This window comes from Fusibacter paucivorans (assembly GCF_018390735.1).
Lineage (GTDB): Bacteria > Bacillota > Clostridia > Peptostreptococcales > Acidaminobacteraceae > Fusibacter > Fusibacter paucivorans.
Genome location: NZ_JAHBCL010000040.1, coordinates 19,260 through 34,696, shown reverse-complemented (window position 1 = coordinate 34,696; position 15,437 = coordinate 19,260). Strand labels below are relative to the sequence as shown.

Below are 15,437 nucleotides of genomic sequence, written 5' to 3'. Positions count from 1 at the left end.
AATACATATATGCTATATGTATTGTAACAAATGACTACGGCAAAACAAGGGAGCTATTTCACCGTGGCATTGACAAAGACAAAGAGCAAGGCAAAGTCAAATCACGTGGACTAAAACATCAGTGTCATAAACGCATTGACGACTTTTTCCGAGAATTGCTTGCCTTTTCCTTCAATGATAATGGCCATTGCCGCTTCATGTGTCATGGCGCCGCGATAGGGACGGGCAGTGGTCAATGCATCATAAACATCACAGATGGCGATTAATTTTGCCCCGAGGGGGATTTTTTCACCCGTTAATCCTTCTGGATAACCCTTCCCATCTATGCGCTCATGATGGTAGAGCACTAGATCGTCGATATTATCAAAAGCGCTGGATTGGCTGAGAATGCGTTTGCCGACAACCGTGTGCTGCTTGATGATTTCAAATTCCTCTTTTTCAAGCTTTCCGGGTTTGTTTAAAATATTCTCCGGCACTGTAATCTTGCCAATGTCATGCAACAATGCCGCTGAAACTAACTGATCTATATCTTCATAACCAACGGCTTCACCCAACTTGCGCGCTAATTTTGCAACGCGTTCCGAGTGTCCCTTTGTATAAGTATCATTCGCATCTAATGCTTCGATCATTAATCTCAGCATTTCGGCATTTTTTTTAGAAAGTTCGCTGATTTTTGCATCTATGGTATCACCCATTTGATTGATACTGTTTGACAGCTGTTCGAGTTCATAGATGCCCTTGAGGTGAATCTTATTCGTATAGTGTCCGTTGGCAATGTGATCTACTTGCTCAACAACATCATCCAGATTCTTGCTGATCTTTTTAGAAAGAAGCAAAAAGATAAAGGTAAACAAGAAAAAACCTGCGATAATTGTCATAATAATCATATTAATTTTTTGATTAATGGCACTGATGATTCTGGGTTTTCCCATGTAAACAGCCATAACCCAGTGATCTGATACTTCTGTAACTGGCATGTAAACAACATTGTAAGCGTCTTTTGTGATATCAATATAACCATCTCTAAACGATACGGCGTTGTCACTAATCGCACTGTCCAAAATGATTTCGATATTTAAGAATCCATTGCCATTGGTTAAATCATTTAAAAAGCCCGTATTGGCAAAGTTTTCAAATGGCGTATAGTAGACGATAAAATGTGAGGCATTATCTGTATAATTATGGTATTGATTGATAAAGACCAAATAATTTTGCGATTCAACTTTGACGATATCCATCTGTACATTTTCTGTCAAATCTTCTCGAAAGGCTCCCAGTGCACGATCAATCACAACGCGTTCATAGCTGCCGACAACGCGGTTTATATGGTCTTCACCACCGAGTTCATAGTAATAGCCCGTCATGGTTTCCGCGGCGGCAATATTCATCATCTTTGTCTTAAAGGCACTGTCATCCAACTGATTAACCAGCGAAAGGGTAATGCTGTTTCGAAGATCAATTGCATCAACTGAATAAAACAAATGCTCGGCAGCCATTTCCATACGGCGTTCCATCTGTTTTTCGATCAGGCGATAACTCAGTTCAGAGTAGTAGAGATTGTTTTCATCATCATTAAATTGATAGGCGTACATGACGCCAACGATGATTGTCGATGCAGATATGCTGAGGATTACCAGTGCTGTCAAGAACATGAAACGAAAAAATTTCATTTTTCCTCCAAAGATATTGTGTATTTATTCACAATATTATAGCACGTGTTTTTTCATTTCCTATTTAATTTTCATTAAAAATTCAAAAACTTCATCAATTCGTTGCAAAGAATCACTTCAAGGTTATTATACCATTTCTATAAATGATGCCATTCGCATAATATTTTAGGTTTTTCAGCACAGACACTATGTTATAATAGAGCATATCCAATTGAAGGATGACCAATAGCGCTATCAAAAGGAAGGGTAAACCACTATGAATGAAAAAGTGATGATCTTCGGTCATCGTAATCCTGATACGGACAGCGTCACCTCTGCCATCGCGCTGGCTTATCTAAAAAGTACATTGGGGATGGATGCCACACCGTATGTCTTAGGCGAAATTTCGAAGGAAACGGCCTTTGTACTCAATCGTTTTAATGTTCCGGCACCGGACTGTCTTGATAATGTCAAAATCCAATTGAAGGATTTAAACCTTGATCGGGTTGATCCTTTAACACCGGACGAATCCATTCTGACTGCCTACCACCATATGAACAGCCATCGTATTCGAACACTTCCGGTAGTGGATGCTACTCAAAACCTCTTGGGCATCATGACCATGAAAGATATCGCCATGAACACCATAAACGGCGATTTTTATAAACTTGATACATCCTTTGAAAATGTCCAACGCAATCTTAATGGAACGGTACTCAATTATGGGCATCCTGAAATTAATGGCCATATTTTAATCACAGCATTCCACGACACAACTATTATCCGTGAAGATATCTTTGACAAACACTCTATTATTATCACCGGTGATCGCTATGATGTCATTGATTATGCAATTGCTTCAAAGGCTCAGCTCATCATCATAACCGGTGATATGAAAGTTCCGGATAAACTCGTTGAAAAAGCGGCTGTTACAGGTGTCAATATGCTTTCAACACCATTTGACACTTATTATACCTCTCGTATTATCAGCCAAACGAACACGCTTGGTTCCATCATGGAACATCAGAAACTGATCCGATTTAAAGAAGACGAGTATCTTGAGAATGTTAAAGAACTCATCCAGACTTCAAAGCACTCAAAATTTCCAGTTGTCGATTCTGATGGGAAGTATGTCGGCATTATCAGCAGACGTCATCTGCTAAATCCAGGCAAAAAAAATGTTATTGTCGTCGATCACAATGAACATGGTCAATCAGCAGAAGGCCTCCATGAAGCAAATGTAATCGAGGTAATTGATCACCATAAAATCGGCGATATTTCCACGCATTTGCCAATTGCTTTTCGAAATTTGCCTGTCGGCAGTACCAATACGATTATTTATCAAATGTTTCAGGAGCATGAAACAGCCATTCCAGAATCCATCGCCGGCCTTATGCTTTCGGGTATCATTTCCGATACACTGCTCCTAAAATCACCAACGACTACGCCGATGGACGAAACAGCTGTTGCAGACTTAAGCAAAATCGTTAACGTCAACCCACAGCAATTCGCCATGGAAATGTTCAAAACGGGAACATCCGTCAAAGGGAAGACCATTAAAGAAGTCTTTTTTAACGACTTTAAAGAATTTGTGCAAGACGGCTATAAACTAGGCGTTTCACAAGTTTTTACATTAGATGTTGAAGAAATTTTCAAGCAGAAGGATGCTTACCTCACGCTGATCAGCGAAACACATCATCACCGTGATCACTATGCAACGCTAATGGTGATTACAGATATTATTAACGAAGGTTCTTACATGCTCTATGAATCAAAGCACGAAAATCTGATGGCACTGACTTTTTCTAAGCCGGTTGAACAGGGAACATACATTGAAGATTGCGTTTCACGCAAAAAACAAATTATTCCCAAGCTCATTGATGCCATTCAAATGATCAAATAAGGAAATTGCATAGTCGCCTTAAGCTGATCCTTTCCAGCAATATGTTAAGTTCTCATCTTGCGAAAAAACGCATATTATAGGGAGAGGATTTAAATTCGAATGATGCAGTTTTCTCCAATAACAGGAGGCACCATTGAGTACAGAAATATACAGTCAATTTATGATTAAACCCGAAGTGCGTTCGCTGATCGGCGAAGCAGAAAAATCCGTTGTCAGCCAATTTGAAGCCATTGATTCCATTGCCGAAATCAATCAGCTTAAAGTATTGAAAGCCATGCAGGAACACAAGCTCTCCGATATTCACTTTAACTGGCATACCGGTTACGGGTATGATGATGTCGGCAGAGAAACCGTCGAAAAAATTTACAGTACCATCTTTCAAACAGAGGATGCCATCGTTAGGCCAATCATCGTTTCGGGTACGCATGCATTGAGCTTAGCGCTTCAAGGTGTGCTGAGACCTGGTGACCGCATGCTCGCCATTACAGGCAAGCCGTACGACACGCTTGAGAAGGTCATCGGCCTATCGCCGTCAGAGGGTTTGTCGCTGATGGATATCGGTGTCACATACGACGAAGTCTCATTAAAAGCGGATGGTGCTTTTGATACAGAAAAGATTATAAAAGCACTGACGCCGAATACCAAAATGGTCTATATCCAGAGATCCGCAGGTTACGCTTGGCGCAAGAGCGTCACCATCAAAGATATTGAAACCGTTATCCGCGATGTGCGCACGGTTGCACCATCTACAATCGTCATGGTCGACAATTGCTATGGTGAATTCTTAGAACCGCTGGAGCCAACCGATGTCGGTGCAGATCTCATGGCCGGCAGTCTCATTAAAAATCCCGGCGGCGGTCTTGCACTCAGCGGCGGTTACATCGTCGGTAAGTCAAACTTAATTGATCAAGTTGCCGCACGCATGACAACACCGGGAATCGGTAAGGAGTGCGGTCTTACTTTTGGACAGACCAGACCTATTTTACAAGGTCTGTTTATGGCGCCGACTGTTGTCGCAGGCGCGATAAAAGGTGCGATTTTATGTGCCGCTGTATTTTCACGTTTGGGTTATTCAGTAAATCCTAATCCTACGGATTCTAGAAGTGACATTATCCAAGCGATCGAACTCGGAAATGCAGAAAGTGTCATCGCATTCTGCAAGGGCATTCAAGCCGCTTCGCCGGTAGATTCATTTGTTTCACCGGAACCATGGGCAATGCCGGGCTATCAAGATGATGTTATTATGGCAGCGGGTGCCTTTGTACAGGGTTCTTCCATTGAACTCAGTGCAGACGCGCCGATTAGGCCGCCGTATATTGTCTATTTCCAAGGTGGGTTGACCTATGCACACGCCAAGTTTGGCGTCACGAAAGCAGTGAACACCCTTTATGAACAGCAGCTCATTGCAATAGGATAGCGGTTCAGGTCGATATCTTATATGTCGATAAAAGATTATTTATGAATCTCTAAATCAAAGTAATCATAATTTGAAATGACGTTTATAAACTGCTCAAAGACTTCTAGCTTTGAAATAAAACCGTAGGAGACAAAAATGAATTATAATGAAAAAGCTTTAGAATTACATGAAAAGTACAGAGGTAAGATTGAAGTAACAAGTAAGTTTGCACTTGAAACTAGAGATGATCTCTCAACAGCCTATACACCCGGTGTTGCTGAACCATGCCGCAAAATCGCGGAAAATATTGAAGATGTCTACAAATACACCGCAAAGGGGAATCTAGTTGCGGTTGTCTCTGATGGCTCTGCTGTTTTAGGTCTTGGAAACATTGGGGCAGAAGCTGCCATTCCAGTAATGGAAGGGAAATCAATCCTATTTAAAGGTTTCGCCAATGTTGATGCTTTTCCGATTTGTCTCTCTACTCAAGATGTTGACCAAATTGTAGAAACTGTCAGACTAATGGCACCTGTATTTGGCGGTATCAATCTTGAAGATATTGCATCACCTCGATGTGTTGAAATCGAACGCAAACTAAAAGAATGTCTGGACATTCCAGTATTCCACGATGACCAACACGGGACAGCTATCGTCGTCTGTGCAGCACTTATTAATGCACTTAAAATCGTCGGGAAAAAAATTGATACAATAAACATCGTCATTAACGGTGCTGGGTCAGCAGGTAATGCAATTGCACGTATGCTCCTAGATATGGGTGCCAAAAATATTTTATCATGTGACAGAGCGGGGATATTATCAAGTGATGTACCACAAAACAACTGGGTACAAGATGAAATCGCTAAACTTACGAACCAACAACTTATCAAAGGCGATTTATCAGATGCTTTAAAGGGGGCCGATGTGTTTATTGGTGTCTCTGCAAAAAATGTTGTTTCACAAACGATGGTAAAATCTATGGCTGATGATGCCATTGTATTTGCCATGGCAAACCCAGATCCAGAAATCATGCCTGACTTAGCACTGAAAGCAGGCGCGAGAATTGTTGGGACTGGTCGTAGTGACTTTCCTAATCAAATCAATAACGTATTAGCTTTCCCAGGTATTTTCAGAGGGGCATTAGATGCACGTGCGAGTGATATTAATGAAGCAATGAAAGTTGCAGCGGTTTATGCCATTGCTAATCTCATTCCAGAGGCAGAACTGAGTGAAGAAAATATTATACCTTATGCACTCAACAAAGAAATTGGAAAAGCTGTTGCAAAAGCTGTTTACGACGCTGCCGTTAAATCAGGTGTTTCCAAATTATAAATTTTGATTTACAGGCTTTAATTATAAATTATAGGTTTGTTTATAGCTTTACCTATAGGTTTGTTTATAGCTTTACCTATAGGTTTATTTATAGGTTTGTTTTTAGACTTGTTTTTAGACTTATTGATAGACTTGTCAATACTATTTTGAATAACCAACCCCTTTGTTCTTATTGCGAACTTAGGGGTTTTGCTTATGTTTAATCAAGTATGGTCAGGGTAAAAAAGGGATAATTACATCACAAAATCATATACTTATCACACTACAGTTGTAAAAACAATCACAATATTTCATTTATTCATGAAAATCAATCTTAGGAGGCTTCAAATGAAATCACTGTTATTTTCTACTGTAGAAGAGGCTATATCACATATTGAGAATTATCCCAACGAGGGGTATGTCTTACACGTTCCAATTTCTCTTATACATAAAATGTCAGAAAAACTGACTTCCGATGTCGTACTCTGTTCCACTTCTGGTGAATACTCTGCAAATGGCTATAAAAATGGGAGCATCACAGGTTTTTCATTTGATAAAGCCGTTGCTGAAATCGTAGAAATCGTTACCCCGCCAATAAAGAGCAAGCAGAACCTTGAAACGGCTTATCAAAAGGTTAAAAACAATAAAAATGCCTTTATGCTATTGCTACTCGATGGTTTATCCGGCCTTGAAGAAAGTGTTATTTCTACACTCTTTTTTATTGACAAGTCCTTTAAAATCATTGGCGGCAGCGCTGGCGATGATCTCTTGTTTAAAGAAACAGCTATCTATATTGGCAAAAAACGCGTCAAACATGTCGCTATTTTCTTTGATATGCATAAGCGCACACAGCTTCTTAAAGAAAATATCTATGTTCCTTACGGTGATAAATTACTTATCACGTCAGCTGATCCAATCGGCCGAACGGTTAAAACAATCAATGGTGAACCGGCTGCAACAGCTTATGCAAAAGCGTTGAGCATTCCTGAATCACAACTGGCAGACCACTTTATGAATAACCCTCTTGGCAAAATATATGAAGACGAAGTCTTAATTGCTTCACCAATGAAGATCAATGGCGATAAATCAATTACCTTTTATTGTCAAATGATGCCAAACACATTTGTCTATCTGCTGAAACCGGTCAATCCAGTTGATAAACTAGAAAATACACTCGATACATTAAACTTTAGGCCAAGTTTTCTATACGTCATTAACTGCATATTGAGAAGTCTCAAATTTCAACAAGACGGCACTTGGGAAAAATTTGATGCAACGGTGCTTAATACATGTCCGAATACGACTGGTTTTATTAGCTACGGTGAGCAGTTCTATACCCATCATGTTAACCAAACAATGGTTATGTTAGCGGTTGAATAAGGAGATTCCTATGTTAAAGACAATGAGCAAAAAGGCAAATAAAACAAATGAAAAGAAAACGACTACAGAGACACAAATTATGACAAACTACGAAAATCTTCCAAAAGGCGCGATTGTGGACACCATCAATAATCTTCGAAAATGCGTCCTCGACCCTGATGTCATGCACTGTTATTTTGATGAAACGACAGCACTTTCCAAACAAATTTCAATTGACTTTGATGCACTGCTCTCACAGGAAAGTATCATCACATTTGGCCTGAGTCAAATTCTTGAAGGTGTCGAATATACAACAAAACAAATTGAAGAGGTAGGGGAACACCTCAACCATTTTTCACATAATACGACGCAAACAAAGCAATATGCCGATGAAGTCTATAATAAACTTGAAAAATCATCACAGGAAATTGATCTCGCTAAAACGAGTATCCGAGAAGTTGTTGTTCAAATGCAAAGCGTCTCAGAAGTATTCCATCAATTTTTTGACAATTTTCAGCACCTTGAATCACAATACAGCGACATCGCCAACTTCGCCAGTGTCATTACAGGCATTGCGAAACAAACCAATCTATTGTCCCTTAATGCTTCTATTGAAGCCGCAAGAGCAGGGGAATCCGGTAAGGGTTTTTCAGTTGTTGCCAATGAAATAAAAAAGCTTTCGGATGAAACACATAAAAATGCCAATGATATCATAGGCGCCCTAGATCGAATGACAGATACCATAAGAATTCTTGGTGAAAAGTCAACAGACAGCAGTAACGTCGTTAAGGATGTGACAGTCGCTATCAAAAAAACAGATGTATTATTTGATAATATCTTTAAGGCCGAAGAAGAAGTCCACAATCAAATGAAATACGTTCAACAGTCGCAAGAAGAAAATCTTTCCCAAGTTAGCGATATAACCGTTGCACTAAAGAATGTTATCAATAAGTCCAACAGTGAGAACGCGGAACTCGACAAATTAATAGCAAGCGTTCAGACAAAATCAGATTACTACTTGAGAATATTAAATTATCTCAATCAGCTAAAAATGCTTTATGATGAATCATAAAATAAGCATTGATATTGTTACATATTCCTTAAAGAAAGCCCTAAAATTGATGGATCAGTTCAATTTTAGGGCTCTTTTAAGCTTCCTCTTAAGTTTTATCTGTCAGCTTTTGCAGCTAGTTTATATTTAAATTTGGATTTTTAATAATCGCCCTGTGCCATCATCGCATCTGACACTTTTAAAAATGCTGCAATATTGGCACCTGCTACGAGATTGTAACCATAGTCATATTTCATCGCAGCGGTATAAGCATTTTGGTGAATGTTCACCATAATATCCTTTAATTTTGCGTCAACCTCTTCAAATGTCCACGCATAGCGCATAGAATTTTGACTCATTTCAAGGGCAGATGTCGCAACGCCGCCGGCATTTGCCGCTTTTGCAGGTGCGACGAGTACATCTTTCTCAAGGAAGTATTTGACGGCATCATTGGTACACGGCATGTTTGCGCCTTCGCCAATGGCGATAACACCATTACTTACTAATTTAGCGGCATCGTCATAATCAATATCATTTTGCGCCGCACAAGGGAGGGCGATATCACATGGTATTGACCAAATCGCCTTTTGACCCTCAACATAAGTAGCCTCCGGATAATCGTCAAGGTATGCTTTGATGCGTTTGCGTTCAACTTCTTTGAGTTGTTTAACTTTTGCTAAATCGATACCGGTTTCGTGATAGATATAGCCATTCGAATCCGACATGGCAACAACTTTGGCACCGAGTTCTGTCGCTTTTTCATGTGCATAGATTGCAACATTGCCGGAACCAGAGATGACAATCCGCTTGTCCTTAAGAGATTTGCCATGATATTTCAGCATCTCATCCACAAAATAAATCAAACCATAACCCGTCGCCTGTGTTCTCACTAGCGAACCACCATAGGCGAGCCCTTTGCCCGTTAGGACGCCATTTTCAAAACGACCTCGAACCCGTCTGAAATGGCCATATAAATAGCCGATCTCTCTGCCGCCAACCCCAATATCGCCAGCAGGTACATCCACATCCGGCCCAATGTGACGATAGAGTTCTGTCATAAAGCTTTGACAAAACCGCATGACTTCGGCATCAGATTTGCCTTTGGGATCAAAGTCTGAACCGCCTTTACCGCCGCCGATTGGCAAACCCGTCAGCGCATTCTTGAAAATCTGCTCAAAGCCTAAAAACTTAATGATGCCGATATAAACGGATGGGTGAAAACGCAACCCGCCCTTATAAGGACCGAGCGCGCCGCTGAACTGAACCCTGAAACCGCGGTTAACACGTAACATACCCTGATCATCCACCCATGGCACACGAAAAATAATTTGTCGTTCTGGCTCAGTCATGCGCTCCAGAATATTTGCCGCTTCGTATTCCGGATGCTTTGCCATGACAGGCTTCAATGATTCAAATACTTCTTCAACGGCTTGAAGAAACTCCGGTTCCTGTGCATTGCGCTGTTTAATCCTTTCAAATACTTCCTCAATATAAAGCATACCTTGACACTCCTTACATAATTTATTTCTCTATCTGTAATGGTAAATAGAATATCATTACTATACCCGAAGACCGAAACTTAAAAACATTTTATATGCTTTAGAAGGCCTTGTTAAATGCTTCAGAAGACCTTGCAATACAGTATGGAAGTTGCCATTTATAGGAGAACGCCTTATGACAATGAAGGATATGCCCACACAATGGATAATGCTTGCCAAATACGTCCAAAAGTGTTACCTTAATGTTACCGGGTTACACTCGGGTAACACAGCAGTAACACCTCATTCCATTTAATATTCCCTAAATCACAATAGGTGACACTCATTTCACAGTTGGCACATATATTGCAATAAATAATGAAGGATGAACAATATTATTTGGGGAGGGGAATTTTATGAAAACAATACATACTCGCAAAATATACAGTATATGTCTTTTTCTCGTCACGGTCTTAATCACTTTCAGTGGTTGTCAGACAACATCATCTGAAACAACCCAAAAAGAGCCCACTATTACGATGACAATTTCTGCTGCAAAGAGTTTATCAGAATGCCTGCCGTCTGTTGTCGATGCCTACCAAGCTGCAAATCCAGATACAGCAATCAGCATGAATTTTGGAAGTTCCGGCTCCATGCGTCAGCAGATTGAACAAGGCGCCGATGCCGACATCTATATGCCGGCGGGCGTTAAAGATATGAATTTGCTCAATGATGAATCACTGGTTCTTGCAGAGACGGTCAGCAATTTGCTGGCCAACCAAATTGTACTCGTGGTTCCCGCTTCGGCAACACTGCCTATAGAGACGTTTGAAGACCTTCCATCACTGGATGATATTAAAATTGCCGTTGGTGAACCGGAAAGTGTTCCCGCCGGTAAATATGGTGTTGAAACCTTAAAAAGCGTCGGTATTTTCGATGCAATCGAACCCGACATCGTCTATGCCAAAGACGTCAGAGAAGTGCTGACTTGGGTACAGACGGGTAATGCAGATGCCGGGATCGTCTACTTGACAGAAGCCAAGCTGACGGAGGATGTTAAGGTAGTCGCCACAGCAGAAGCAGATACCCACACGCCGATTACTTATCCGGTAGCCGTCGTCTCCAGTTCAAAGAATGTTGATGCCGCCAATCAATTTATCTCATATTTAAAGTCAGACGAGGCGATGCAGATTTTCGAACAATATGGCTACACAGCTGCGAAAGAGTAGGTTTAACATGCAATTTGACTGGACGCCTGCAATCGTCTCATTAAAAGTCGCACTGGTTTCAACGACAATCATTTTCTTTCTGGGACTGTCCGCTGCATGGCGAATGGCAAACTATGGCGGTAAATGGCGCGTATGGATCGACAGCATCCTCACACTACCACTGGTTTTACCGCCGACAGTTGTTGGCTTTCTGCTGTTGGTGCTCATTGGCAAACACGGTCCCATTGGCATTTTGCTGTCCGCTTTTGACATAAAAATCATTTTCTCTTGGGGTGCCGCTGTCGTATCTGCTGTCGTCGTTGCCTTTCCACTTATGTATCGGACGACAATCGGCGCTTTCGAACAAATTGATCAGGACTTGCTCAATGCCGCACGCACACTGGGAGCTTCTGAATCAAAAATATTTTGGCGTGTCGCCATTCCGTTGGCATGGCCCGGTATTGCCGCAGCAACTGCATTGTCCTTTGCACGTGTACTCGGTGAATTTGGTGCCACGCTCATGGTGTCAGGCAATATTCCCGGTAAAACACAGACGATCCCACTTGCCATTTATTTTGCGGCAGAAGGGGGAAAACTGGATGTTGCCGGCATATGGGCAATCATTATTTTCGCTGTTTCCATGGGTGCCATATTGCTTATCAACAACGGTAGCTTCTGGTTTCTAAAACCGGATCGGAGGCGTGCTGATGGGCATTGATATTCGTATTCAAAAAACATATAAAAACTTTAAATTTGATATCAACATGCATAACGACGCAAAAATGCTTGGCGTTCTTGGACCGTCAGGTGCGGGAAAGAGCATGCTCTTAAAATGTATTGCCGGACTTGTCAAACCAGATGATGGAAAAGTTGTTATCGGCAATCGAGTCCTTTACGATTCCGAGAAAAACATTGACCTTCCGCCGCAAGAAAGACGGGTTGGCTTCCTTTTTCAAAATTATTGCCTGATGCCGCATCTCAATGTCTTTGACAACATTGCCTTCGGTCCTAGCGTCAGCGGGCAAAAATATGACCGTCAACGCATTGATATGTTGATGGAGAAGTTTCAACTGACATCGCTGGCGCAGCGTCGGCCATCAGAAATATCCGGTGGTCAGCAGCAGCGCGTCGCACTGGCAAGAGCACTTGCCGTTGAACCTGACATCCTGCTTTTGGATGAGCCGTTTTCCGCACTGGACAATCATTTAAAAGTGCATATGATACAGCAAATGCTTGAAGATTTAAGCAATTATCAAGGCATGGTCATCATGGTCAGCCATAACATTGATGAAGCTTATCGTCTATGTGACACCATCGCCGTCATTCACAGCGGCAAAATGATAGACTGCGGCGAGAAGCGAATGCTTATTGATCACCCTAAGACAGCTTCAAGTGCACGCATCACAGGATGCAAAAATATTGCGCCTGCTATGCGTATCAACAACACGCAGATTGCGGTGCCGAATTGGGGGATTGAGCTCAAGACGGCTTCAAGCTTTATGTACACACACGGCATCGCTGCTGTAAGGGCTAATTTCATCCGAATGGCTGCCGGAACTGAACGCGAAAATATATTCAGTATATGCATCAGACGCACCATTGAAACACCTTTTCGCGTTACATTAATTTTTTCGTTTTCCGATGCGCATGAAAATGGACAAAATGAACAGAATGGGTTGCTTCATTGGGAAATAGGCCGTGATCTCTGGGAAACAGTGCAAGGTCAAGCATCTTTAAAGATTCACATACCGCCAGAATCTGCTCTTTATCTGATTTCAGATGAGGATTGATAAAATAGTTGCTTCTAAAAGGTTATAGTTAGAGAGGTGTTGAAATGGGGAATAACTGCAAAGAAACAGATCTCGTTCGCAATGACTGGGAATCATTCATTAAAAATGGCGAACTCAATACAAGTCACGTGCGAAACGATATTTTAAAATCGTGGATACGCTGTAAAAACGCCAGCCTTAATCCATATGACGATGGCCGCCATCCATCACTTGACAAGGCGACTTTTGAAGAATCGCTGTCGAAAAAAGAACGACTCATCAGAATTGCGCATCCTTTTATGACAAACGTTTATAAATTTGTCAAAGGGACGGGATTTGTCGTCGTGCTAACCAATGAAGAGGGCTATATACTTGAAATGTTCGCAGATGATGACGTCTGGTCCAATCCCGTTACCAATAACTTTTTCTTAGGCGCCAGCTGGGAGGAAACTGTTGCCGGAACCAATGCCATCGGCACCGCACTCATTACGAAAGAAGCTGTTCAAGTCTCGGGCTCTGAACACTTCTGTGAAAAGCATCATTGCCTCACGTGTTCAGCTGCACCGATTTTTGACGTTTCCGGTGAACTCATTGGAATCATCGATATTTCAGGTTCAGTGGAGGCATCGCATTTGCACACGCTCGGCATGGTCGTTTCGGCAGCAGAATCCATTATGGCACAACTTCGCATTGAAAATAAAAATGTCCAGCTTGCAATGGTCAATCGAAAACTCGTCAATTTCTTTAACATGGTTTCCGACGGCGTTCTCATCGTCGATTCTTTTGGCGCCATCACTGAAATGAATCCAGCGGCTGAAACCATCTTAACCATTCGCAAGCGCGACGGCTTGGGCATACAGGTGCAAAAACTCATTACACCGCGTTATACGACCTCAGAAACACTGGCATTATTTCAAAAACCCTGTGCCTATAAAGAATGTGTTATTCACACGGATAAAGGCCAACTCGAAGTCATTATCTCCGTTGAACCATTCTATGATCAGCCGGAGCACTTTGCCGGCAGCTTTGTCACCATACGCCCTGTGAAACAGGTGCAGAAGCTCATTAATCGTTTCAGCGGTTACATGGCATCCCTACAGTTTAAAGATATCATCGGTTCGAGCTACGAGATTCGCGAAGCCATTCGCCTCGCCAATTTGACGGCGATTAATAATTCAAATGTTTTACTCACTGGAGAAAGCGGTACGGGAAAAGAAATTTTCGCTCAAGCCATTCACAATAAGAGTTCACAATGCAATGCGCCGTTTGTGCCTCTAAACTGCGGCGCTATACCGAGAGAGCTCATTGGCAGTGAACTCTTTGGTTACGAAGACGGTGCCTTTACCGGTGCCAAACGCGGCGGTCGACTCGGCAAATTCGAACTGGCGTCCGGCGGCACTTTATTTCTAGATGAAATCGGCGATATGCCGCTTGAGCATCAGACTGTTCTCCTGCGCGTCATTCAAGAGAAGAAGATTGTGCGAATCGGCGGCGACAAAATGATCCCCGTCGATGTACGCCTCATCTGTGCAACCAATAAAAATCTCATGGAAGAAGTGGAGAAGGGCACATTCCGCCGCGATTTATTTTATCGCCTCAATGTGATGTCAATTATGATCCCACCGCTTAAAGACCGCATTGAAGACATTCCGCTCCTTTTTCGCCATTTTCTCAACAAGCTTTGTGATGACAGAGAACAGAATATTCGCGTTGACCGCAGCGTCTATGACTGTCTAAAACTCTATGAGTGGCCGGGCAATGTTCGCGAGCTTCAGAACATCGTCGAACGCGCCGTCAATCTCGCAGAAGACGGTGTCATTTATAAACATCATCTGCCAAAGCATATCCGTTCATTTGAGAAACAACCCGAAAATCCATCTATTCAATTCGCTGAAAACCTCGCTGCCTGTCGATATGTCAACAAGAAAGAACAGCAGGCACAAGAACGTGAAAATATGCTGGTATTGCTCAATCAATACGCCGGGAATGTCAGCCGCGTCGCAAAGGAAATGGGGCTGTCCAGAAAGACGGTCTATAATAAAATGCGGGATTATGCCATCTATCGATAAATCATTTTAATCTCATAAGCAGCTGCACTCATAAGCAGCTGCGCCATACTGTATAGCGATTGTGAATTTAGTGTTACCTCTCCACACAGAGGTAACACTTTTTTATTGATGCTGTACGACTTTAAAGCGCCTTAAAAAATGCATTCATGGCGTATCAAAAATCATTTCTCGAATTTTCACCCCCTTCAATCAATTGCTATTGCTACTCTTCGATAAACGCCTTCACTTTTTTCATCATTCCCCCGGA

The 15,437-nt window shown here is 41.9% G+C and carries 11 protein-coding genes; 9 read left to right on the top strand and 2 right to left on the bottom strand.

The features are described 5' to 3' along the window. Positions 1-110: 110 nt before the first annotated feature. Positions 111-1,670 (bottom strand): HD domain-containing phosphohydrolase, encoded by a 1,560-nt coding sequence (locus KHM83_RS17320; RefSeq protein WP_213238306.1) that lies wholly within the window; start codon positions 1,668-1,670, stop codon positions 111-113. A 256-nt stretch (positions 1,671-1,926) separates the two neighbouring features. Here KHM83_RS17320 and KHM83_RS17315 point away from each other — a divergent pair, with 256 nt between their 5' ends. The 5 genes from KHM83_RS17315 (at position 1,927) to KHM83_RS17295 (ending at position 8,687) form a co-directional block, all read left to right on the top strand. Further along, a complete protein-coding gene (locus KHM83_RS17315) occupies positions 1,927-3,552 on the top strand; it encodes a putative manganese-dependent inorganic diphosphatase (RefSeq protein ID WP_246543173.1) in 1,626 nt (541 codons plus the stop codon). A gap of 133 nt (positions 3,553-3,685) precedes the next feature. Then, complete coding sequence (locus KHM83_RS17310) at positions 3,686-4,969, top strand: methionine gamma-lyase family protein (RefSeq protein WP_343213171.1); 1,284 nt, start codon at positions 3,686-3,688, stop codon at positions 4,967-4,969. A 135-nt stretch (positions 4,970-5,104) separates the two neighbouring features. Next, entirely contained in the window at positions 5,105-6,277 is a 1,173-nt protein-coding gene (locus tag KHM83_RS17305) for an NAD(P)-dependent malic enzyme (protein ID WP_213238305.1), read from the top strand. Positions 6,278-6,604: 327 nt separating this feature from the next. Beyond that, positions 6,605-7,636, top strand: a complete 1,032-nt coding sequence (locus tag KHM83_RS17300; protein ID WP_213238304.1) for an FIST signal transduction protein — start codon at positions 6,605-6,607, stop codon at positions 7,634-7,636. Between the two features lie 10 nt (positions 7,637-7,646). Further along, positions 7,647-8,687 (top strand): methyl-accepting chemotaxis protein, encoded by a 1,041-nt coding sequence (locus KHM83_RS17295; protein WP_213238303.1) that lies wholly within the window; start codon positions 7,647-7,649, stop codon positions 8,685-8,687. A gap of 140 nt (positions 8,688-8,827) precedes the next feature. Here the strand turns inward: KHM83_RS17295 and gdhA are convergent, their stop codons facing one another. After that, positions 8,828-10,165 carry an NADP-specific glutamate dehydrogenase gene (gdhA, locus tag KHM83_RS17290; RefSeq protein ID WP_213238302.1) on the bottom strand — a complete coding sequence of 446 codons (1,338 nt, stop codon included), beginning with the start codon at positions 10,163-10,165 and terminating at the stop codon, positions 8,828-8,830. Between the two features lie 395 nt (positions 10,166-10,560). On the opposite strand from gdhA, the gene modA reads away from it, so the two are divergent. The 4 genes from modA to KHM83_RS17270 are packed head-to-tail and all read left to right on the top strand — an operon-like array spanning position 10,561 to position 15,190. Next, a complete protein-coding gene (gene modA / locus KHM83_RS17285; RefSeq protein ID WP_213238301.1) occupies positions 10,561-11,373 on the top strand; it encodes a molybdate ABC transporter substrate-binding protein in 813 nt (270 codons plus the stop codon). 7 nt (positions 11,374-11,380) lie between these two features. Then, positions 11,381-12,070: a molybdate ABC transporter permease subunit gene (gene modB / locus KHM83_RS17280; protein WP_213238300.1), complete on the top strand. Its 690-nt coding sequence runs from the start codon at positions 11,381-11,383 to the stop codon at positions 12,068-12,070. Further along, the gene (locus tag KHM83_RS17275) at positions 12,060-13,142 is read left to right on the top strand and encodes a sulfate/molybdate ABC transporter ATP-binding protein (protein WP_213238299.1); all 1,083 of its coding nucleotides are present in this window, start codon (positions 12,060-12,062) and stop codon (positions 13,140-13,142) included. Before modB ends, KHM83_RS17275 begins: the two co-directional genes overlap by 11 nt. 44 nt (positions 13,143-13,186) lie before the next feature. After that, positions 13,187-15,190 (top strand): sigma-54-dependent Fis family transcriptional regulator, encoded by a 2,004-nt coding sequence (locus KHM83_RS17270; protein ID WP_213238298.1) that lies wholly within the window; start codon positions 13,187-13,189, stop codon positions 15,188-15,190. Positions 15,191-15,437: the final 247 nt, after the last annotated feature.

What these genes read in the sequence shown, in the direction of transcription:
- KHM83_RS17320 (WP_213238306.1), bottom strand. Translation starts at nt 1,670, where the DNA reads ATGAAATTTTTTCGTTTCATGTTCTTGACAGCACTGGTAATCCTCAGC.
- KHM83_RS17315 (WP_246543173.1), top strand. Translation starts at nt 1,927, where the DNA reads ATGAATGAAAAAGTGATGATCTTCGGTCATCGTAATCCTGATACGGAC.
- KHM83_RS17305 (WP_213238305.1), top strand. Translation starts at nt 5,105, where the DNA reads ATGAATTATAATGAAAAAGCTTTAGAATTACATGAAAAGTACAGAGGT.
- KHM83_RS17300 (WP_213238304.1), top strand. Translation starts at nt 6,605, where the DNA reads ATGAAATCACTGTTATTTTCTACTGTAGAAGAGGCTATATCACATATT.
- KHM83_RS17295 (WP_213238303.1), top strand. Translation starts at nt 7,647, where the DNA reads ATGTTAAAGACAATGAGCAAAAAGGCAAATAAAACAAATGAAAAGAAA.
- gdhA (WP_213238302.1), bottom strand. Translation starts at nt 10,165, where the DNA reads ATGCTTTATATTGAGGAAGTATTTGAAAGGATTAAACAGCGCAATGCA.
- modA (WP_213238301.1), top strand. Translation starts at nt 10,561, where the DNA reads ATGAAAACAATACATACTCGCAAAATATACAGTATATGTCTTTTTCTC.
- modB (WP_213238300.1), top strand. Translation starts at nt 11,381, where the DNA reads ATGCAATTTGACTGGACGCCTGCAATCGTCTCATTAAAAGTCGCACTG.
- KHM83_RS17275 (WP_213238299.1), top strand. Translation starts at nt 12,060, where the DNA reads ATGGGCATTGATATTCGTATTCAAAAAACATATAAAAACTTTAAATTT.
- KHM83_RS17270 (WP_213238298.1), top strand. Translation starts at nt 13,187, where the DNA reads ATGGGGAATAACTGCAAAGAAACAGATCTCGTTCGCAATGACTGGGAA.